This is a genomic window from Leucobacter komagatae, assembly GCF_006716085.1.
Classification (GTDB): Bacteria; Actinomycetota; Actinomycetes; order Actinomycetales; family Microbacteriaceae; genus Leucobacter; species Leucobacter komagatae.
On record NZ_VFON01000001.1, the window covers coordinates 2,774,246 to 2,795,115 of the forward strand.

14 protein-coding genes are annotated in these 20,870 nt (G+C 60.0%); 5 read left to right on the plus strand and 9 right to left on the minus strand.

Annotated elements, in window-relative coordinates; all coding sequences use genetic code 11:
• Positions 1 to 162 precede the first annotated feature (162 nt).
• Positions 163 to 1,230: an ABC transporter ATP-binding protein gene (locus FB468_RS12625; protein WP_141887659.1), complete on the plus strand. Its 1,068-nt coding sequence runs from the start codon at positions 163 to 165 to the stop codon at positions 1,228 to 1,230.
• Between the two features lie 292 nt (positions 1,231 to 1,522).
• Here the strand turns inward: FB468_RS12625 and FB468_RS12630 are convergent, their stop codons facing one another.
• The 4 genes from FB468_RS12630 to FB468_RS12645 all read right to left on the minus strand — a co-directional run bounded on the left by FB468_RS12630 (position 1,523) and on the right by FB468_RS12645 (position 7,237).
• On the minus strand, positions 1,523 to 2,890 hold the full coding sequence (locus FB468_RS12630; RefSeq protein ID WP_141887660.1) for an MFS transporter: 1,368 nt from the start codon (positions 2,888 to 2,890) through the stop codon (positions 1,523 to 1,525).
• A gap of 210 nt (positions 2,891 to 3,100) precedes the next feature.
• Positions 3,101 to 3,826, minus strand: coding sequence for an IclR family transcriptional regulator (locus FB468_RS12635; protein WP_141887661.1), 726 nt, complete (start codon positions 3,824 to 3,826; stop codon positions 3,101 to 3,103).
• Between the two features lie 152 nt (positions 3,827 to 3,978).
• A complete protein-coding gene (locus tag FB468_RS12640; protein ID WP_141887662.1) occupies positions 3,979 to 5,889 on the minus strand; it encodes an FAD-dependent monooxygenase in 1,911 nt (636 codons plus the stop codon).
• Positions 5,890 to 6,169: 280 nt separating this feature from the next.
• Complete coding sequence (locus FB468_RS12645) at positions 6,170 to 7,237, minus strand: LCP family protein (protein ID WP_246055875.1); 1,068 nt, start codon at positions 7,235 to 7,237, stop codon at positions 6,170 to 6,172.
• 184 nt (positions 7,238 to 7,421) lie between these two features.
• Here FB468_RS12645 and FB468_RS12650 point away from each other — a divergent pair, with 184 nt between their 5' ends.
• The 4 genes from FB468_RS12650 (at position 7,422) to FB468_RS12665 (ending at position 15,643) form a co-directional block, all read left to right on the plus strand.
• Complete coding sequence (locus tag FB468_RS12650) at positions 7,422 to 7,919, plus strand: VanZ family protein (protein ID WP_141887663.1); 498 nt, start codon at positions 7,422 to 7,424, stop codon at positions 7,917 to 7,919.
• Positions 7,920 to 8,290: 371 nt separating this feature from the next.
• The gene (locus FB468_RS12655; protein ID WP_141887664.1) at positions 8,291 to 10,522 is read left to right on the plus strand and encodes a CDP-glycerol glycerophosphotransferase family protein; all 2,232 of its coding nucleotides are present in this window, start codon (positions 8,291 to 8,293) and stop codon (positions 10,520 to 10,522) included.
• Positions 10,519 to 14,169: a bifunctional glycosyltransferase/CDP-glycerol:glycerophosphate glycerophosphotransferase gene (locus tag FB468_RS12660; protein ID WP_141887665.1), complete on the plus strand. Its 3,651-nt coding sequence runs from the start codon at positions 10,519 to 10,521 to the stop codon at positions 14,167 to 14,169. Before FB468_RS12655 ends, FB468_RS12660 begins: the two co-directional genes overlap by 4 nt.
• Positions 14,170 to 14,215: 46 nt before the next feature.
• Positions 14,216 to 15,643 carry a LicD family protein gene (locus tag FB468_RS12665; RefSeq protein ID WP_170219725.1) on the plus strand — a complete coding sequence of 476 codons (1,428 nt, stop codon included), beginning with the start codon at positions 14,216 to 14,218 and terminating at the stop codon, positions 15,641 to 15,643.
• A gap of 45 nt (positions 15,644 to 15,688) precedes the next feature.
• On the opposite strand, the gene FB468_RS12670 is transcribed toward FB468_RS12665, so the two are convergent.
• The 5 genes from FB468_RS12670 to FB468_RS12690 all read right to left on the minus strand — a co-directional run bounded on the left by FB468_RS12670 (position 15,689) and on the right by FB468_RS12690 (position 20,857).
• Entirely contained in the window at positions 15,689 to 15,943 is a 255-nt protein-coding gene (locus FB468_RS12670) for an integrase core domain-containing protein (RefSeq protein WP_141887667.1), read from the minus strand.
• Positions 15,944 to 16,692: 749 nt separating this feature from the next.
• Entirely contained in the window at positions 16,693 to 17,454 is a 762-nt protein-coding gene (locus FB468_RS12675) for a hypothetical protein (protein ID WP_141887668.1), read from the minus strand.
• Between the two features lie 671 nt (positions 17,455 to 18,125).
• Complete coding sequence (locus FB468_RS12680; protein ID WP_141887669.1) at positions 18,126 to 18,935, minus strand: polysaccharide pyruvyl transferase family protein; 810 nt, start codon at positions 18,933 to 18,935, stop codon at positions 18,126 to 18,128.
• A 221-nt stretch (positions 18,936 to 19,156) separates the two neighbouring features.
• A complete protein-coding gene (locus FB468_RS12685) occupies positions 19,157 to 20,131 on the minus strand; it encodes a CDP-glycerol glycerophosphotransferase family protein (RefSeq protein ID WP_141887670.1) in 975 nt (324 codons plus the stop codon).
• 6 nt (positions 20,132 to 20,137) lie between these two features.
• Positions 20,138 to 20,857, minus strand: coding sequence for an ABC transporter ATP-binding protein (locus FB468_RS12690; protein WP_141887671.1), 720 nt, complete (start codon positions 20,855 to 20,857; stop codon positions 20,138 to 20,140).
• Positions 20,858 to 20,870: the final 13 nt, after the last annotated feature.

Sequence of the window (20,870 nt, forward strand, 5' to 3'; positions counted from 1 at the left end):
GCTCGGCAGCATGTCGAGCCTGAACGCCCGTCTCGCCGGTCACCGGTGGGGCGGGCGTTCCCTGTGTTAACCTGTGCGTGCCCAACGACGGGCAGCGGCGGAGGAATCTGCCGTCATTCCACTACGGATCGTCCGGCACGTACCTGCCGGTGGAGGAACATCATGGCATCAGTCACGTTTGAAGGTATCACTCGCGTCTACCCGGGCACTGACCGCCCCTCGGTGGACGGGCTCAGCCTCGACATCGAAGACGGCGAGTTTCTCGTGCTCGTCGGCCCGTCAGGCTGCGGAAAATCGACGACCCTTCGCATGCTCGCAGGCCTTGAAGAGGTCAACGAGGGCCGCATTCTCATCGGCGAATCGGACGTCACCGACGTCGCGCCGAAGGATCGCGACATCGCGATGGTGTTCCAGAACTACGCGCTCTACCCGCACATGACCGTCGCCGAGAACATGGGCTTCGCCCTGAAGATCGCCGGTGTCTCGAAGGAAGAGCGCGCCGAGCGGGTGCTCGAAGCCGCGAAGCTGCTTGACCTCGAGGACTACCTCGACCGCAAGCCGAAGGCGCTCTCGGGCGGCCAGCGCCAGCGCGTCGCGATGGGCCGCGCGATTGTGCGTCAGCCCCGCGTGTTCCTCATGGACGAGCCGCTGTCGAACCTCGACGCGAAGCTTCGCGTGCAGACCCGCACCCAGATCGCGTCGCTGCAGCGCCGCCTCGGCGTCACGACCGTCTACGTCACGCACGACCAGACCGAGGCGCTCACGATGGGCGACCGCATCGCCGTGCTCAAGGACGGCCTGCTGCAGCAGGTCGGCACCCCGAGCGAGCTCTACGAAACCCCCGTCAACGTGTTCGTTGCGGGCTTCATCGGCTCACCCGCGATGAACCTGTTCGAGACGACCCTCACCCCCGAGGGCGCGGCGTTCGGCTCGCTCACCATCCCCGTACCCGCCGGCGGCGCGACCTCGAACGCTGTCACGGTCGGCATCCGCCCCGAAGACCTCGTGCTCGCCGCACCGGGCGAGGCGGGCCTCACCGTGCAGATCGACCTCGTCGAAGAGCTCGGGGCCGACGGCTACCTCTACGGCCACACCGCTGACGCCGAGAGCGCGCAGATCGTGGCGCGCGTCGACGGCCGTAACCACCCGAAGGCGGGCGAGACCGTCACCCTCGTGCCGAACCCGGCGCACCTGCACCTGTTCGACACCGCGACCGGCAACCGGATCTAGTCGGGGCGGGGCGGGGCGGCGCGCGGGGCGCGCTTTTCATCCGCCCAGCCGCCGCCAGCCCCCGGCCGTCGCTTGGCCCCGCGAAAGAGAAGTGTTCCTGCAAAAGGGCTCGTTCCCAGCGGTAGATTTCGGGTGTTCTTGCGAGAAACCTGCTCTTTGGCGGGGCGGCGCTGGGCGGGGGAATCGGCGAGGGCGTGTAGCCACTACAGAGATGCAGAGGGCCCGGTGCCTCCTTCCTCTCAGGAAGGAGGCACCGGGCCCTGTTGCTGTTGCTGCTCTGGCCTGGGCTGGGTTAGGCCTGTGCCCGCTTCCGCAGACTATAAATCGGGCTTCTGAGCTGCTCCTCCTCGTTGTCCATGCCGAGGTCAATGCCGCTTCGATCCTTGAGAAGCAGGGTTGCGATGAACGCGATGACCATAGTGCCAACGAGGTAGTAGGCGATTGCGTTCGCACTGCCCGTGCGTTCAAGCAGCACCTGCGAGATCATCGGCGAGAACGCGCCGCCAAGGATCGAGCCGAGCGCGTAGGTCACGGAGACACCCGAGAACCTCACCGACGCGGGGAAGAGCTCCGCAAACCAAGCCGGCTGCGGCCCGTACGTCATACCGAGGCCCGGGGTCATGATGAGTAGGCCGAGCAGCAGCATTCCGGGCTTGCCCGTATTCACGAGCGGGAACAGCATGAACATCGTCGCGGCAAGCAAGACCCAGCCGATGAGGTAGGTCGTGCGGCGGCCGATCTTGTCAGACAGCGCACCGGCCCACCAGGTGAAGAGGAGCTGCGCGATAGCGGCGCCGAGCACCGCGAGCAGCACGAACGTGGTGTCCATGTTGAGTGGGTCGTCGGTCGCGTACTTCTGAATGAAGCCGCCGGTGGTGAGGTAGCCCGTCGCGTTCATACCGATGAACGTGAGCGCGGCGAGAATCACGAGGCGCCAGTGCTTGCGGAACAGCTCCTTGAGGGGCGCCTTCGTCTGCGCCTTACGCTCGGCGATCTCAGTGAACACGGGGCTCTCCTCGACCGAACGCCTGACGAGGTACCCGACGACGATGAGGAAGACGCTGAGCAGGAAGGGGACGCGCCAGCCCCACTCTTGGAAGGCGTCGCCCGGGCTGATGACGCCGGTCATGAGTGCCATGATTCCTGAGGCGAGCACCATGCCAGCGGGCACTCCGAGCTGCGGTGCCGCGCCGAAGACCCCTCGCTGACCCGCAGGGGCGTGCTCAACTGCGAGCAGTGCGGCCCCGCCCCACTCACCACCGGCAGACAGCCCCTGTAGCACTCGCAACGTTAGCAGGAGGATCGGGGCAGCGATACCGATCGCATCGTAGGTGGGCAGGAGGCCAATAAGGGCTGTTGCCACCCCCATCGTGATCAGCGTGATCATCAGTGCCACGCGGCGGCCGAACCGGTCGCCGATGTGGCCGGCAATGATGGCCCCGAGGGGGCGGAATAGGAAGCTCACTCCGACCGTGGCGAAGGTGATGACGCTCTTGAACTCAGGGCCCGCACCCTTGAAGAAGAGATCGCCAAACAACAGCCCGGCCATTGCGGCGTAGACAAAGTAGTCGTACCACTCAATCGTCGTGCCGATGAGGGTCGCAGCGGTGACCCGTCTGCGCTCTCTCTTGGAGTGGTCTGTGATCGGAGCAGCGGTCATGGCCTACCTAACTTCGTTGTTGTCGGATTCCGTGTCGTCGCGGCCGGGGAGTGCCAGCCTTCTCAGGAAGCGTAAGACCATTCTTCGGAATGTGCAACCGATAATAGAGCTAGCAGTTCTATTATCGAATTCTGATGGACGCGGGTGAGCGAGGCCGAGCCGAGGGGGCAGGGCTGAACGCCGACGGAACGCTACCCGTGGCCGGCGGAGCTAGCTGAAGCGGCGGCCCAAGCCGAGGTCAGCGCGAATGCCATCAGCAGCGCGCCGCAATCGGGCTGCGACGAGCTCGTCGGGCTCCGCAAACGACATGTGCACAACCGCGACGGCGGCCTGCGGCTGGCCGGGAACGCTGAGCGGCACCGCGATTGAGTGAAGCGACGGGATGACCTCGTCAGTGCTCGAAGTGAAGCCAGCGACGCGCGACGCCTCGAGCTCTTCCCACAGGCTCTCGGGGACTTCAGCGGGCCACGCGGAACGCGGCATTGCTGACAGGATCGCCTTCCCCGGAGCGCCGCGCGTGAGCGGGTGCCTGAACCCCGGGTCGTAGACGACCACGCCGGAGTGGCGGTGGGGCGCGGCGCTCGTGAGTGTCATCGCCTCCTGGCTGTTGAGGTAGACGACGAGCAAGCACGAGACCCCCAGTTCGTTCGCGACGGTGTCGAGGTGCGGCAGCGCGGCGGTCTGGAGGTCGCGTGAGACGTTCGACGCGAGCGCGGTCAGCCCAACTCCGAGACCCACCTTGCCGGCATCGTCCCTGACGACGAGACCGTGGTCTTCAAGGGTGCGCAGCAGCCTGTACGCGATTGAGCGGTGCACGTCGAGCGACCGCGCAAGCTCCTCGATGGTGAGGTTGCGGTGAGACGAGGCAAGGGCTTCCAAGATCCTGATCCCGCGCGCGAGGGTCTGCGATCCACCCCGAGCTGCCTCGCCTGTCATCCGTCAGCCTCCGTCTCTGTCCCCTGAGGCGCGGCGCGCGCCAGGGGGTCGTATGCGTGGGCGCGCGGCGACAACTACGTCGAGCGATCCCACACATACTCTACGGCTACCCGCTCCCGGGCCGCGGCTGCCTCACCGGTGCCGTGCCGCTCTCACGGAAGCCTCACCAGGTGGCCCGCAAAGTACGCCGTGAGCTCCTGTCGCGCGGTGAGCGGGAGCACGCCGGCAACGTACATGTCGGGTCGAACGATCACGACGGCACCGGCGCGCGAAACTCCGCGCTCCGTGAAGATGTCGACCGACTGTTTGTCGACCGTTCCGGCAGCGAATACCTTGTTGTTATTGGTGAGGCCGAGGGGCAGGCGCTTGGGGCGGAAGACCTCGGGCACGCGCGCGTGCTCGACCTCGGTGAAGGGCTGCTGGTAGATGACCTTGACGTCAAACACTGCGTCTTGCTCTGCCCCGGGCGGGGTATGCGCGACGATCGGGGAGCCCGGCGCACTGAGCAGCCACTCTGCGAGCCGCTCGGCCTCAGAGTCAGGTTCTCCAGGGGCTGGCGCGTCAGCGAAGACGTAAACGCGCCAGCGCCCGTCGGCCGTGTGCAGGTGCCCCAGGTGCACGACGTTTGAGTCGCTTCGCCGCACAACTTTGGCGGAGTGAAACCGCTTCCCGACGGGGAACCCTGTCGCGAGTTCTTGGTGCTCGGTTCCGAGCACGATCTGCGACGTTGGGTACTCCGTCTTGAACCCGTTGGAGAATTCGCCGGCTTCGACATAGAAGCGCTCGAGCGCTCCCGGGTCCGCGAGATCCTCAGCGGGAGTCGCCATGAGCCCCGACCACTCGCGATCAAAATCAATGAGGTGCTGCGCGATGACCCTCCGCTCCGCAGCGTAGGTGTCGAGCAGGGGGGTGGGCGCTCTTCCTTCGAGGACGCTGCCCAGCTTCCAGCCGAGGTTGAAGGCGTCTTGCATTGAGACGTTCATACCCTGGCCAGCCTTCGCCGAGTGGGTGTGGCAAGCGTCGCCCATGAGGAACACCCGCGGCTGCTCCGGCCTGCCGTCGCCCCTCGGCGAGGCGTCGTCGAACCCGTCGGCGAGTCGGTGCGCCACCTCGTAGACCGACCACCAACCCACGGACTTGACGTCGAGGAAGTAGGGGCTAAGGATCATGTTGGCCCGGCGGATGATTTCGTCGAGCGGTGTCTCGCGCACCCTGCCGTTGTCGTCTGCGGCGGTCACGCCGAGGTCGACGTACACGCGGAACAGGTAGCCGCCCTCGCGCGGAATGAGGAGGATGTTGCCGCCGTCGTGCGATTGGATCGCGCACTTGATGTTGGCGTCGGGGAAGTCGGTCTCAGCGAGCACGTCCATCACGCCCCAAGCGTGCATTGACGTGTCGCCCTTGAGCGTTCGGCCGATCGCCCGGCGCACGCTGCTTCGCGCGCCATCGGCGCCCACGACGTACTTCGCGTGAACCGTGAACTCCTGCCCGGCGGGCTCGCCCGCTGTGTGGCGCAGGGTGACCGTGACGGGATACTCAGGGTCGTCGGTGCGGGTGAGTCCGACGAACTCCACGCCGTAGTCAGGCGCAATTCGCCCGGGGCCGCGCTCACCGGCCTCGATGAGGTAGTCAATGAGCCGTGCCTGGTTGATGACGATGTGCGGGAACTCGCTGAGGTCGGCGCCGTCATCGGCGGTCGTGGCAGTGCGCACAATTGCGGTGGGGTTCTGGGGGTCTGGTTTCCAGAACCTCGTTTCGGTGATCTGGTACGCCTCTTTGATAATTTCGTCGGCGAATCCGAAAGCCTCAAATGTCTCTACGCTGCGGGCCTGGATGCCATCGGCCTGACCGACTTCGAGCCTCGAGGCCCGCTTCTCGATGATGCGGACGTTGAGACTGGGGAAGTGGGAGAGCTGTGCGCCGAGCAGTGCGCCGGCCGGCCCGGTGCCGACGATGAGCGCGTCAAGCTTCTCGGGAATGTTGGGGGAGCGGGTCAGGCCGAGGCCCTCGGCGGGTCTGATTCGGGGGTCGCCGGTCTCGTAGCCGCGAAAGTGGAACTCCATTGTTTCTACTCCTTCATAGGTGCTTGGTGAGCGTCGTCACCGCCAGTTGGGCGTCGTCGTTGCGAGGCGGAACCGCGGAGTTGCCGCCGCATTGCTGCTCATGTTCTTTAATAGAACGCCTAGTTCTATTATCGCTCGACTGGGACAGTATTGCTCACGCAGGCGGCGCGCGCAAGCGGTGGTGCGCTGACGAGCGCCCGGGCGCACAAAAGAGCGGTGGCCGCACGGGAGGAATCTCCCGTGCGGCCACCGCTCTTTCGTGCCTCGCGTGCCTACCTGGCTAGCCTGCCTGGCGCGTGCTCGCGTAGTGGTCGAGCGTGCCGTCACGCATCGCTGCGCGCAGCACCTCAATCTCTGTCCAGTCGGGCAGCACGATCGACTGGCCGTCACCCGAGGTGCCGGTGCCAAGCGTCGGGCTCGTGAAGAACGAGATGTCGCCCTTGCGGATGTTACGCATGTCGTAGCCGAGGCCGGCCGCAGTCGTCAGCGTGAGATCCTGGTCAACAATGAGGTACGGGCTCAGCGCGTCAAACGTCCCCGAGATCTTGCCCGGGTTTGTGAGCGTCTCCTTGCTGAGCATCTGCGACAGCAGGCCCTTGAGGTAGATCTGCTGGTTGCGCGCGCGCTGGTAGTCGCCGTCGGTGAAGGCGTAGCGTTCGCGCACGAAGCCGAGCGCCTCTTCGCCGTTTAGGGTGATTTTGCCCTGCGGGAAGTCGAAGCTGCCGTGGTGCGAGGTGAACGCGATCGGGTTGTCGACGGTGACGCCGCCGACGGCGTCGGTGAGGCCCTTGAAGGAGTCGAAATCGATGAGCGCGACGTGATCGATGCGGGCGTCGATGAAGTTCTCGACGGTGTTCACGGCGAGCGGGATGCCGCCGAAGGCAACTGCGGCGTTGATCTTTGCCTCGCCGTGCCCCTGGATCTGTACCCAGTTGTCTCGCATGATCGACATGACGGTGACGTGGTCGCGGTTCGGCGAGATCTGGGCGACCATGATCGCGTCGCTGCGGAAGCCCTTCAGGTCTTCAGCCTTCGCGTTCGGGTCGGTGGTGTCGCGGGAGTCTGAACCGAGGAGCAGCACGTTGATCGGCGCGTTCTTCCCCGCGGGCGGTTCAACAGCGGCCGGCCGCTCGAGGTTCGGGTCGACGGTCTCAACGCGCTCGATCTTGTTGTACGCGCTGTTGAGCATCGCGTAGGCGACACCGGCACCGATGCCGATGAGAGCGAGGATCGAGCCGATCACGATGAGGGTGTTACGCAGGCCGTGACGCTTCTTCGGGGGCGCGTTCTTGGCGTCTTCTGACGCCTCAGACAGCATCTTCTCGAACTCGGTCAGGTTGTCACCCATACAGGGCTCCCTCGGTGTAGGCGTGGCGCGACGGCGCTCGGCTCACAGCAGAGGCACCGCAGATTCGGCAGCTTTCAGGGTAACCGAGGCTCATAGCAATCGCCAATCACCGAGAGGATTGCCAGCCGGTGCCCGGATAAACTGCGGGTTGCTTGTTTTCACGTGTGATTGTTGGGAGCCCGATGTGACTGAGCCGCAGCCTGGGCCCGCCGCGCTCCGCCGACGCCTGTCGCGGCGGCAGTGGGTCGGGGTGATCGGCCTTGGGGTTGTGCTCTGCGTCGCGCTCGCGATCACGCTCAACCCGACGCCCGTTGACCGCGGGCGGGGCGACGACATTCGCGCGTTTCTCAGCGTGCTGCACGGGATGGGTCTGCCCGAGTCGTTTGGGTACCTCGAGCTCGAGTTCACCGCCAACATCATCATGTTCGTGCCGCTCGGGTTCTTCTTCGCGCTGCTCGGGACTGGGCGGTGGCTGTGGGCCGCGATCCTCTTCCCGCTCGCGCTTTCCACCGGTATCGAGCTGGTGCAGCTGCTCTTCCTGCCCGAGCGCTTCGCCGATGTCTCCGACATCGTGGCGAACACGCTGGGCGGGTGGATCGGCGTTGCGCTCGCGGTGCTCGTGCCGCGGCGGCCGCGCCGACTGCGCTCAGGCAGTGCGCAGGAGTCGTTCAGCAGCCCGTAGGGTTCTCGTAACCTGACTCTGACGTAATGGAGGCATGAGAAAGCTGCTGCACCGCCTCCTTGACCTCGGGTCGGACGATGCCGCGTACCGCACGCTCGACTGCCGCAACGGCTTGCACGGCGGCTGCTCCGTGTGCTCTTGTGCTTGCCACGGGTAGGTGAATCGGGCTTTACATTGGCGTCCTACCCCTGAAAAGTGGGTAACCAGATGCTTTCGGGTGGAAGAACGCTATGCGTTTCGTTAGGCTGTCCTTTGTCCCTGTGCTTCGAGGCTGGTGTCAGGTTCGGACAGGGGCGCCTTTGAGGTTGACTGTGCTGGGGGCAGAGTCAACCTGACCTCAGTTCGGCTCTATTTGGGGAGCGCTACGGAGCATGCCCGGCAGTCACACCGCTACGCCTTTGGTGAGCGTTATTGTTCCCGTTTTCAACGGAGAACAGTTTTTGCGACGGTGCCTTGACTCCGTGCTCGGGCAGTCGATGGGAGACCTCGAGCTGATCGTCGTGAACGACGGCTCGACCGACGGTACTCGGGAGATCCTCGCCGAGTATGAGGCATCTGACGCCAGGGTTACCGCTGTTGACCAGCCGAATGCTGGCCAGGGGGCCGCCCGCAACCGGGCGCTCGGCCAGGCGCGGGGCGACTTCGTGCTTTTCGTCGATGCTGATGACTTCATCGAGCGGGTGACTCTGCAGGTCACGACGGAGCGCGCGGTTGCGGATGAGTCTGATCTGGTGCACTTCGACTGGAAGCTCTACACGCCTGGCGTTGGCAGGCCCGGCGACGTGCACTATTACAACGCCGATCCGTTCTGGCACAAGCGCGTGCTTGTTGGGATTGAGTGCGATGAGCTCCTCCGCGTGCAGAACTTCTACTCGGTGACGAAGCTCTATCGGCGTTCGTTCCTTGACCACCACGAGATCCGGTTCGAAGAAGGCCGTATCTATGAAGACAACCCGTTTGTGCTGCAAGCGGTGAACCGCGCCGATAGAGCTTCGCTCGTGCACTCGCCGCTCTACACGATCGACCCTCACCCGGAGTCCTCAACCCGTTCTCATACCGATACTGACAAGCACGTGCGTGATCACCTCTACGCTGTCCGGCGGACCTTCGAACTTCTCGATCGTCGTAACCCCCGAGCCGCTGCGTACCTTGCCGCGTACCACGTGAAAAAAATCGGGCCATACTACGAACGTCGCATTCCGAAACGATTCAGACGTGCCTATGTGCGAGAGTTCGTGCAGATCTTGCATGATGCCGATGTTGTGATCCCCGACGGCACCTCGACAAACGCTCCGACCCGCCTCGCCGTTCGGCTCAAGATGTTTGAACGCAATCGTGCGACGCTGTTCGAAACAATGGTGGCCGGTAAGAACGTCGTCATGCCTCGCTACAAGCGGGCCAAACGTTGGGCCAAGCGGATCAAGCACCGCAACTCGAAGGACAGCGCGTGGTCGTCGGCACTCGAGCGCGCACTCGCAGAGCCGATCATGCCTGGCACGATCACCTTCCTCGGGTTGGACTTCAAGTACACGGGCAACTCGCGATACCTGTTTGAAGAACTTCTCGAAGACCCACGGTTTGCCAATTTTACGATTCGGTTCGTGACCGCTGACGAGAGAGTGCCGCCGCAGTACCGCCTGGACCCAGCCTCGCCGGAGACCTACACCTACCTCGCTCGGACGAAGCTCTTATTAGCCGAGTCTTGGATTCCGCCGAGAGTGCGCAAACACCGCGACTCGACCTGGGTCCAACTGTGGCACGGGACGCCCCTTAAGCGGATGCTGTTCGACTCCCACGAGCCGCGGATTATCTGGAACAAGCGGCACCACAAGATCAACAAGTATCGAGACATTCTGAACTGGGACTACCTCGTCGTCGATTCGCCGGCCGCCGCCGAGAAGTTCGAGACGGCGTTCTTGTTTGACCCGGAGAAGATGATCCGCAGCGGTTATCCGCGCGTTGAGTACCTGCTGAAGCAGCGGAGCGAGACAGAGCCCAGAGACAGTGTGCGACGGCAACTGTGCGGTCACGATCATGAAGACAAGTCATTGGTGCTGTACGTTCCCACATGGCGGGACGTGAACTACGGCCGCCAGGACGGTGACTTTGACTATGAGTACGTTCTAGATGTGGCGAAGCTTGCAGATGAGCTGGGCGAAGATTTCGTCGTTGCGTTCCACGACCACGGATACCTAGCGACTTCCGTGGCGACCACACACCCGAGATGCGTCGATGCATCCACCGAGGAGATTCAGGACTTGCTTCTCGCGGCTGATGCTGTCATCACGGACTACTCCTCTGTGCTGCTCGATGCTGACGCGCTCGGGCTACCGACCGCCATCTTCGCGGCGGACCTGGCTCAGTTTGAGGAGTATCGCGGAATCTATTCGGATTTCCGTGGGACGATGCGTCGCGGGTCGGAAGTCGTCGAGCTGGTGTCTAGAGCGACCGCCGGAGAAGAATGCGACAAACGCAGAGCTAGTGAGTTTTCCAATTACCGCAACTCCGAGTTGCTCCGCAAGGCCTTGCTTGACGTTCTTCCCAGGGAAAAGCGTAAACCAGCTCCGGCAAAGCCAGAACCAATCGTAGGAGAGACGACGTGAAGATAATTCGAATCAAGCAGAATGGTCGCTTGGCCGAAAAGCTTCGTGGGGCTGGCTTTGGACGGGTTGTTGACTCGCCAAGAGTGCGTGCGAGCCTTGGACTACCAATCCATTCGGAGCCCCCAATTCGAGCCAAGGTTAGCGTCATCATCCCCGCCTACAACGTTGCGGAGTATCTCGAAGACGCAGTCGGTACGGTGCTCCGACAGAGTTATAGAAACATAGAGATCGTAATTGTAAACGACGGTTCCAAAGATAAGACCGGTGAAATTGCCGATCGGATTGCCCGCTCGGACCGACGCGTTAGAGTCATTCACAAGCAGAATGCCGGACTCGGGGCGGCGCGCAACAGTGGCCTGCGTGCGACGACTGGTGAGTATGTGACGTTTGTTGATTCCGATGATCAACTCACTCCTCGCGCAGTCGAGACGATGCTCAAGTCATTGGAACGTACAGGGTCGGACTTTGCAATTGGGGCGGTCGAGCGCTTTAACTCCACACGGACTTGGACACCAGCATGGGTGTCTGAAGTTCACGACGAAGCTCGGCTACATATCAAAGCTGAGGATCACCCCTCGGTGCTGTGGGACGTGTTTGTGTGGAACAAGCTTTTCCGCCGCACCGTCTGGGATTCTCGTGTTGGTCTTTTCCCAGAGGGCGTCCTCTACGAAGACCAAGAGTGCACGGCAAAGCTATACGTCGAGGGCGCCACCTTTGATTCGCTCATTGAAACGGTATATAGATGGAGGTTCCGTGATGACGGAAGCTCAATTACTCAGAATAAGCACTCCACGGAAGACCTCGAGGACCGTCTGCTTGTCGCCCGGACTGTACGAGGGGTGATGCATCATGGAGCAACGGCGTCGTTGCTCAACATGTGGTACGCCAAACTGCTCGGGGACGACCTCTATTGGTATATGAGAGAGGTCCCGAGGGCGACCGAAGAGTTTTGGACGCTCTTGCAAAGAGCGGTTCGCAGCTTTTACTCCGACGCGACGACTGACGCTGTAGTGTCGATCCCGTTTGACCGAAGGCTGCAGATGCTCACGATCGCCCTTGGGGAAAGGGAAGACTTTGAGAGGGTACTGTTCTATTATCAAGAACATGGCTCAGGCTGGAGAACACGATTCCTTCAGCACAGTTTTCCCACGGCTTTCGTCAAGCCCATGGAAGAGCTTTCCTTTGAAATCGAAGATGAGTTGCTAGTGACGCCCATCTCAGACGAGGGGATCCAAGCGACCTTGCTTCGTGGTGAGTATCACCACGATGGCTCAGTGACGTTCGAAGGCTTCATTCATGTACCCAATATTGAGCTGGACGCGACCGTTACTTTCAATGCCGCTATTTTGCAGGAACATCTTGGGTCTTGTCGCGAGGAGCTCGTTGGACTCGAAGTCGAGATCCAGCCGATGCGACAGCCTGTAGCGAATGTGCTCGTGCGTGACGCTTACAACGACCATAGCTTTGGTGGGTTCCGGCTCACTCTCCCGGAAGCATTGCTCAATTCTGAGAGCGGGCAGCTTTTCCACGAAGACTCTGGCGTGCTCGCAGTCGAAGCGAATTACCTCGGCCAAGTATTTCGCACTACGTTGATCAAACGTCAGCACTCTGGCGACTTGGCTCGTTTGGGTGCAGGACGCCTTACTCGGAAGGGGGCGCGATTTCGGTTTGATGGAAAGGACAATGCACTTCGAATTACTGCCACGCGAGCAGAGTTTTTCTTGAGTGAATTAGCACTCAATGGACGTCAGCTGTCGCTCCGGTTTTATGCGGCAAGAGCTGAGTGCCCAGAGACGCTCGAGATGTATCTTTGGCGCGGCCAACCCGATGAGCTCGTAGCAACTGCGTCAACCAAAGATGGTGAGGAATGGGAGGGCCACTTTGACCTGCCCGTCAGCCTTTCGCGCATCAAGTCGAACTACCGGGGCGATCCAATCGAACTCTGCCTAGACGGCAATTTTTTAGGCACGCTAGAAACTGACGCTGTTGCAGGGCGCACAATGAGCCTAGAACAGTATGGTGTTCATTCAAATCGAGATGGGCAGCTGCAGGTCGAAAGGTACGTCCAGTTTGGCGAGGTCCGTGATGTTCGCCTCGCAGACAACGGGAGAATGCTTCACGTTTCGGGTGTAGTGCGGTTCGACCGCAGCCAGGTACGCCAGGCGACTCCCTCGCTGATGCTGTGGCACAAAGAACAGACGCTCTATCCGGCCTATCTTGAGTATGAATCCAGCACCGGAGCCTTCGTGTCACACTTCTCGCTGAGAAGCGAGGACGTTGAAAGTACGAAAGTTCATTTCCTATCAGGAACCTACCTCTTCGGAATGCTACTTGCTCAAAAAACTGAACTGGCACCGACGTTTACTCTGCTTCCAAGTGCCGCGTTGTCGAAGGACTTTCCTCTTGTTCTTCGAGACCATGAAAGTAGGGTTACGCTCCAACGTCGCCCTCGAGACGGAGGTCTGGAGATCGTCCTTGCTGCGCCGTTCCAAGAGGACGAGCGGGGGGTCTACGCGCAGACAAAGCACGCGCGGACCTACCGAAGTGTCGCCGCGTCGGGACAAGCTCTCCGGGCCTCGGTATTGTTTGAAACGTTCGGGGGACGTGCGGTTGGTGATTCACCGAAGGGCATCGACGCTGCGCTAAGACAGGCGCGACCTGACCTTAAGCGTCTTTGGACCGTGCGCGATCACACTGTGTCAGTTCCTGCTGGAGCAACGCCTGTAATTCGCTACTCGAAACAATGGTACGAAGCTCTGGCAACATCTCAGTACCTAGTCAACAATAATAATTTTCCGGCTTTCTTCATCAAGGCTCCAAAGCAGTTCTACGTGCAAACTTGGCACGGTACCCCAATGAAGAGAATTGGAAATGACGTTCCTGCCGCGAACCTCTCGCTCCTGTACCGGGAAACCATGAAGCGAGAGGTTGAACAGTGGGACGTGCTTCTAGCCCAGAGCCAGTGGGCAGGCGTCACTCTTGCACGTGCATTTGGCTACGAGGGCGACATGTTTGTCGAGGGCTACCCCCGGAACGACAGTTTGTTCGGTCTGCAAGCAGAAACAAGAAGACTCAAAGTGCGAAGGTATCTGGGCCTGCGGCCCGATCAGCGAGTAGTGCTTTATGCGCCAACTTGGCGGGATAACCTCAGAGATGGTAGCGGTAAGTACAAGAATCCGGTGCTGCTTACTCCCAAGCATGTATCGGAGGCTTTCGGTCGTGACGGCGTCCTGCTCATCCGGGGGCATTCGAACACGGTGAGGTCTGCTGAGACCGTAAATGGGTCAAACAGCATCGACGTGTCAAGTTACCCAGACGTGAACGACTTGATGCTTGCCGCCGACGTTTTGGTGACAGATTATTCGTCAATCCAGTTTGACTTTGTGAATACCGGGAAGCCGATAATCTTCCTTGTTCCCGACCTCGAGGAGTACCGAGACTCAGTTCGTGGATTCTATCTAGACTTTGAAACGACGGTACCTGGACCGATTGCTAGAACTGCTGAAGATGTGGTTGAGGTGCTTCGGGTGTTTGACGTAGTGGAGCGGAACTATGCCGAACGTTATGAAACGTTTGTGAAGAGATTTGCGCCAGACGATGACGGAGCGAGTTCAGAGCGATTTGTTGACGAGTTCCTCCAACCGTGACGTTACACATGCCGCAGGTTTTCCAACGGGAGGAGTACGCAAGACCATGAACGAGAGCATCGCGATTCGCTCGGAGGCCTCTAACTCACTGCCATCGCTAGGTTTCTTTGGCGGCACTTGGGCAGACTGCTTGATTCTTGAATTTGCTGGCAAAGTATCTTCCTTGGAGGTTCGTATCTCTGGGGGAAAGGAAGAGTTCCTCAACCTGAGGGGACTGAGCATTCGAGGCGTAAATCAGCGAGGGTTCCGTGAAGCGGGATATCGCGTGGAACAGAGTTCGCAGCGCTTTGCTAGTCAGCGCCAGCCTCAAGGACCCCACAAGCCGACTGGAATTCACACGCTGAAGGAACTTCGCCCATTCTGGAAACTGACCTGGATGGTACCGCAGGCGCTCGAAAGTATCCGCGTGTTTAACCGGCCGGATAACCTCGGCAGGCGGGCCCGTTCTATGCGTGTTACAGTCTGGGATGAACATGGAGACTCACACATCTTGTTTGACTCTGGAGCTTCCACTTTTCTTGGAGAGACGCTGGAAGTGCTGGCCTCCCTCACGGGGCGCGATTCCGCGGAAGTAGTGCAGCTCGCAACGCGAGGAGAGCAAGGGCGCAGCCAGATCGTCGCTGACATCGTTGGTTTCTTACGCTCGGTAGCGCCTACTCTTAGCAGGCAAGAGTGTCTCGCTTTGTTCGCGCTAGTGCCAACTACTCGAGCTGCGCGATCCTCGGCAGAAATGAGCTCGCACGACTGGTTTCTTCTTGCTTACCTGTTGTGTGGGCAGGTGCACGCAAACAATGCTTCGCGGTCGGGGATCTTTGCGTTCTCGGAGCTGCTCAACTCGCGGACCCGATTGGATTCATTGGAGCGGCAGTTCTCGGCAGTGACTGCGCTCCTTGGTAGTTCACCTATGTACATTGCAAAGCATGGGATTACTCCTATGCCGTTCGGGGAAGCACAACTCCAGGAAATGCATGAGCACGCCAATCGGCTAATCGCGGATTCAGCCGAAGTAGAAAGTAAAGTCTCGCTAGGGTACGGAAGCCTTTTAGGCGCTATCCGCGAAGGGGGGCCGATACCCCATGACGACGACTTTGATTTTTTTGCAACGATCACTGCAGAGACCCACCGTGATTTCGTTGAACGGCGGGAAGAATACATGCGTCATCTGGAAAATGCTGGGTGGATTGTCGAGCCGAACGGATCCTACTTCAACTTTCACGTTAAGCTGCCTGGATCAGCTATTTCGCTCGATGTGTTCGCGATCCACGTCAATGGCGATGTAGCGCATGGACACATGGAGCGAGCGAAGTGGAGAGAAATGCCATCTACTTGGTTTTCCTCGACTTCTCTGGCAACGTTCGGAGGCGCGAGTCTGCCTGTAATTGACGGTGCAACGGCGTTCCTCGAAGAAAGATATGGGAAATCCTGGCGCACTCCTGATCGTTTTCACGAATGGCGCTGGGCTCTCAATGACTAGCGCTAGGCAACTTGGGTGGTCCGGATTTAGCGGTTCTTGTGGGGTCTATTCGGGTCGAACCTGATCGAGCGATGGGGCATAGGTCCCGGTGAGGTTGTGAACACGATCTGAGGGTGTCTGACCACCGATCCTGGTATGGGGTCGATGATGATTGTAGGGATGAAGCCGGGCATCGTATCTTGCGGCCCTGGCCTCGCTATTGTCATACGTCGTCGCGTATGCCCACTCGTGCGCAAGGGTCTGGTCAAACCGCTCTACTTTCTCGCGCTGGTTTGAGGACAATACGGGCAACTGTAGCAATGCCTCGCTTCATCACCAAGTGCAGTATCAAACGCGCCAGAGCTGCATGGCGATCCGTTGCCGGTCAAGGCTTCACGTTCCTCGATACCTGCGTTCTCAAGAGCATTCGTGCTCGTTCTCAGAATCGGGCGGCGGTCTCCTATCGTTCATCCCTCTCACTATCTCGGAATACCCGAGCCGGGAGTGATCATCGACGCCGTGATGCAAATCCGGTATCCGCGACAGGGACGCTCCCGCCTAAGTGCCGCTGTCTGGGCTGCCTTCGCCAGGCGGTGTGGCATCGAGCCGCGACCTTGGACTCTTCCGTTCCCCCGTCAGGAGTGATGCCGAGCTTCTTGACATCAACAAGTGCGGGGTCGCCTGGGTCTTCACGCCCGCGCCTCACTACCGGAAGGGTTGTTGGGCTGCGAGCCAGATCACTTGAGCGACGTGTGCCCCACTGGCCCAGTACCCGTGGGGTCATTTCTTGGTTGTCGCGGTCGAGACTGGGGAACCGTCCGCAGCAGGACTGATAGCTCTTCCGTGAGTGAAGGCCCCCGCGGCAATGCATTCCGTCCGGCTAAGGTGAGGGACGTACTGGCGCGGGGCAAGAAGACCGCAGGTCTGGGAATTGAGCGTGGTAGCACACGTCTTGTTGGAGGTCTTCATCTATCTCGAGTGTTCACAACGTCCCGAGGAACTACACTTAGTTCTCATTCTCCTGGAGTCGTCGTCAGAAACTCACATAGGCCAAGCGCTGTGACCCGTTCTCAAAATCCGTTGATCAGCTTCAGGGGGGCAAGAGAAGTGCTAGCCGAAAGCAGGGCCGCGAATGCCGAAGCGTGAAAATGCACTGTGTCGATATGGCTGCCGGTGTTCTCGCCCGTGTCGACATGAATCTCGAGTTTGTCTCCAATGTCTAGCGCCTCGGCAAGCTGCTTGAGCCCCTCAGTACAGTGCGGGTCATTTTGTGAGGTCAAGATAGTGCATCTTGTGATTCCATGGCGGGCTGGGACAGCTGCAAATGAATCCCAAAAAATGCTATCGACAGCGGATGAAGCTCCTGGGGCGTCGGTGCCTGCAATGGTGCGCAGTATATTCGGTCTGTTCTCGGTCAAGTAGGCTCCGACCGCGAGTTGAGGAGAGACGAGTATGAGAACGCATTGCGGAATCCTGGCGCTCACAGCCAGAGCACTCGACGCTCCCTTTGACATGCCGGCAAGAATGACTTGATCCCAGGCATAGCCTTCTTCGGCAACGTAGGCCTCGATGAACCGTGCCGTTGCAGCGAGCAGACGGCTGTCGCCCTCCAGTGCGAGATGATAGGTGAAATTGGTTGCAAACTCATCGTGGAGGAAAACAATCCTTCCGCGGTTGGTGCTCAACGCATCACCCTGCGCTCCATCAAAGTCAACCCAATGAGGTTTTGAGCGGATCGAAGTGAACAAGAAAATGATCGAAGTGTTCGCCTTCCGCTCTGGTTTGACCGAGAACGGGATTCTGATGCCGGTGCTTGTGTCTGCCCAGAACAACTCGGTTCTCAGAGCCCTAGTGAGCGCATCGCGTGTGGAGAGAATGATCTGCGACGCCGCATTCGCAAGTGAAGCAGGGGTCGTCGACTTTCTCGCCGCCGCGGAGTCGATCTGGAACCGTTCGGGCCGATCTTGCTCTCGTGTGAACCCGATGCCTTCTCTTGTGAGCGCGTCGCCTATCCGGTCGCACCAGGCAGAGTCGCGGGTGACAAGTGTTACTGGATGGCCGATCGGATCCGGGTCGACATCAAATGCTAGCGTCGGGCCGGTCCTGGGTCTCCATTCGTGAGTGCTGAGTGTCGCGCCCCAGATCTGACAGCGGGACCATCTTTGGGAGGAGAGTAGGTCTGTGAGTTGAATGTGAACCGCAAGCAGTCTTTCGGACGACTTCTCTATCTGTCCCCACCCCATCGCTAGTCTCCAACTCTATGATGAACTGTCGCAAGGAGAGCCCTGCGTGCTACTTAAAGCAAACGCCAAAACTTGCACGGTCGCGCGCTTACAGCTGAGCCTACAAGCACTTGTTGACCTCGGGACCGTCATCGACCATAAAGTGTTTGAACCTCAGTGGATGTTTCCCGACTTCGCTGCTGAGCCCTTCAGCTGCAACTAAGGACGACGGGTGGGTCTCTGGCTGCGTAGAACACCGGAGTTCTTCACGAATCCCCGAACTAATCTCTGAAAGGGCAAGCGCTGAGCAAGGGACCCAGATCCAGGTTGACCGGGCGGCGGTCAAAATTCATGTCGTTTAGCAGCGTTGACGCTGTTAACCCGGGTGCATGAAGGCGATATGGTTGCGGATCTCGAGTTTTCCCAACGCTGATCAAGTAATCCCAGTACTTAAACTCAAGTCCCTTGGGAGTGGGAGAGTCGAGCCAGGCGTTCGGGATTCCATAGGCGTCCGCGATGATCAGGCCGTGGAGCGACGTGGAAATGATTTTCTCGCAAGCAAGGAAACTGTCGAGAACTTCTTCAATATTGTCATTGCGAAGAAAAATTGGCTTTACACCAGGGATGGCATGTTTGTTCCGATTCGATTCGGACCAGCGTAGAACGATACCAAGCTCGTGGGTTTTCTCGACGTCAGGTGAATAGAACGCTGGTACGAGTAGGGCTGGGTCGCCATACACCCGAGGGCATGAAATCTTGTTTCGCTCAAGAATGTTCCGAGTTAGAGGTCCACGGACGGCCCTGTACTCAGCGTTTGTTGCAAGCTGGGAAGGCGTCTCTGTGCCAAAGGAACCGGTGCCCCAAACGATGCTCTCGTTTCCGGCGTGACTAAGGATCGATCCGATGGATAGATATGAGCGAGAGTGCCTCGCTGCAAATGAAACTGGTTTTCCAGAGATGTGTTGGGCTAGCCAGGGGGATAAGGCATCGCCAAAATTCGGCTTGATGTCCCACCAATGCAAGGGAATCTGGCCTTCTGTCTCCAGCTTCACTGTGCTTCTCCCTCTGGTTGCATGATCGACGATCTTCATCGCTTCCCGAACTAGATTCTATCCTATGGATTAGCTGAGAGTCTCCAGTTCGTTGCGTCGTCAGCGTAGGTTGTGTCGTGTGTAGTTTGGACTTTGCCTAGCGCAGATAGATATCAGGGTGACCGGCATAGAGCTCGGTGAAGGTGCAGCCAGCCTCAAAACGAGTCTGCGGCGTTAGACCTTAATCCACGGTAGCTGCTTTGAAATGCCTTTGCATCTGGTTACACAAGCCGGTACGCGAGCCCCATGTATTTTCGTTCCGAGGAGATGCTTGAGTAGTCGGTCACCACGACTGTGGCTGCTCCAAAGATCTCATATGAAGTCAAACCAATGCACCGCAGGGCCTCATTTGTAAAAACTATTGCGTTGATGTTCTCAAAAGAAGTCTCGTCTCTCGGGTGTGGTTTGACTACGATGCGCGCACCGAAAGCTGTTGCAAGCTGGGAGATTGCCTCCGGTATCGCGGGCCGGTGCGAATCGAACGGGCTGCCGCTCACTCGAACCTCGCGCCCGCGCCGAGTCACTCTATACGTCGGCGCCCAAACGACGAGCGGCTTCGTCGGGTCCAGCCCAAGCTTCTCAAGTATCGAGGTGTCCCCGACAGACCTGCGCATAATCTCGAGGCGCGGCATATACTCGATCACCTCGGTGTCGGGCGGTAGTTTGTACTCCTTGAGCTGCTGTTCGACCCACTGTGGCGTGATCGAGGCGAGCACGTTCGTTGGTGCGCGGAAGGTCGTGTCTGGCTTGGGGCCGCTGCCGTGCGTGAGGTGAACGTGGCGCCGCTTCTTCGAGAAGTCTCGCCCGGGAAGCAGCACGTGCGTGGAGTACGTATCGCGGCTGCGACGGTACGCGCCGAGCAGCGCCCGGTAGCTGAGCTTCCGGTACTCCAGCTGCGGAGGCATCTCGAGTTCGAGGCGTCGCGCTGCCATGCCAACGGCAATACGAGAGATCTCGGGCGACGGGGTGACGAGCACGATGCGGTCGAACTCCCCACTGTCGCCGAGGAACACCGCCTGCACTGTGGCGTTCTCTTCATCTGCGTTGAGCGTGACGATCGCCGCATGACGAGGTTGCGGCCGAGTCATGGAGAGCGTCGCCGTCGTGATGATTGAGCGAGCCTCGCGAACAGCTCGCCCCCATCCTCTGGAGACTAGGTGCCCGCGGCGCAGGCGGGCGAGGAGGGTCTCGGGCATAGCGAGTTACTTCTTCTTTGGGGCGATGATCTTGAGCGCCTCGTCGAGCGAGCCGTCGTGAACCTTGCGCCCACGCTCGAGCACAATCCCGCGGTCGCAAAGCTTTTTGAGCTGAGCAGCGCTATGGCTGACGATGAACATCGTTTTGCCCTGTTCTTTGAGCTCTTTGAGCTTGGTGTTGCATTTCGCCTGAAACTCAGCGTCGCCCACCGACAATACCTCGTCTACAAGCAGAACGTCGAGTTCCGTGTGAATAGCAACTGAGAAGCCAAGCCGCGCATACATGCCGGAGGAGTAGCGCTTCACCTCGGTATCGATGAAGCCGGCGAGCTCCGAGAATTCGACGATCTGGTCGAAGCGCTCGTCGGTCTCCTTCTTCGTCATGCCAAGAATCGATGCGTTCATGTAGATGTTCTCGCGCCCCGTGAGCTCGGGGTGGAAGCCAGCCCCGACCTCGAGCAGGCCCGCGATGCGCCCCCGCACACGGATCCAGCCGTCGCTCGGGCGGAGCACGCCCGACAGTAGCTTGAGCGTCGTCGACTTGCCTGAGCCGTTCTTGCCCATGAGCGCGACGGCCTCACCCGGCCGTACCTCGAAGCTCAGCCCGTTGACGGCGGTGAACTCCTCGGCGATCGTGCGCCGCTGCACGGCGTCCATCACCGTCCGCTTGAGCGAGCGCGCGTGACGCAACTTGAACCGCTTCGAGACGTCTTCGAAGACGATCATCGGGTCTTGGTCG

Excerpts from the sequence above, each read along its gene's own strand:
- FB468_RS12625 (WP_141887659.1), top strand. The coding sequence starts at position 163 with ATGGCATCAGTCACGTTTGAAGGTATCACTCGCGTCTACCCGGGCACT.
- FB468_RS12630 (WP_141887660.1), bottom strand. The coding sequence starts at position 2,890 with ATGACCGCTGCTCCGATCACAGACCACTCCAAGAGAGAGCGCAGACGG.
- FB468_RS12635 (WP_141887661.1), bottom strand. The coding sequence starts at position 3,826 with ATGACAGGCGAGGCAGCTCGGGGTGGATCGCAGACCCTCGCGCGCGGG.
- FB468_RS12640 (WP_141887662.1), bottom strand. The coding sequence starts at position 5,889 with ATGGAGTTCCACTTTCGCGGCTACGAGACCGGCGACCCCCGAATCAGA.
- FB468_RS12645 (WP_246055875.1), bottom strand. The coding sequence starts at position 7,237 with ATGGGTGACAACCTGACCGAGTTCGAGAAGATGCTGTCTGAGGCGTCA.
- FB468_RS12655 (WP_141887664.1), top strand. The coding sequence starts at position 8,291 with ATGCCCGGCAGTCACACCGCTACGCCTTTGGTGAGCGTTATTGTTCCC.
- FB468_RS12665 (WP_170219725.1), top strand. The coding sequence starts at position 14,216 with ATGAACGAGAGCATCGCGATTCGCTCGGAGGCCTCTAACTCACTGCCA.
- FB468_RS12680 (WP_141887669.1), bottom strand. The coding sequence starts at position 18,935 with ATGAAGATCGTCGATCATGCAACCAGAGGGAGAAGCACAGTGAAGCTG.
- FB468_RS12685 (WP_141887670.1), bottom strand. The coding sequence starts at position 20,131 with ATGCCCGAGACCCTCCTCGCCCGCCTGCGCCGCGGGCACCTAGTCTCC.
- FB468_RS12690 (WP_141887671.1), bottom strand. The coding sequence starts at position 20,857 with ATGATCGTCTTCGAAGACGTCTCGAAGCGGTTCAAGTTGCGTCACGCG.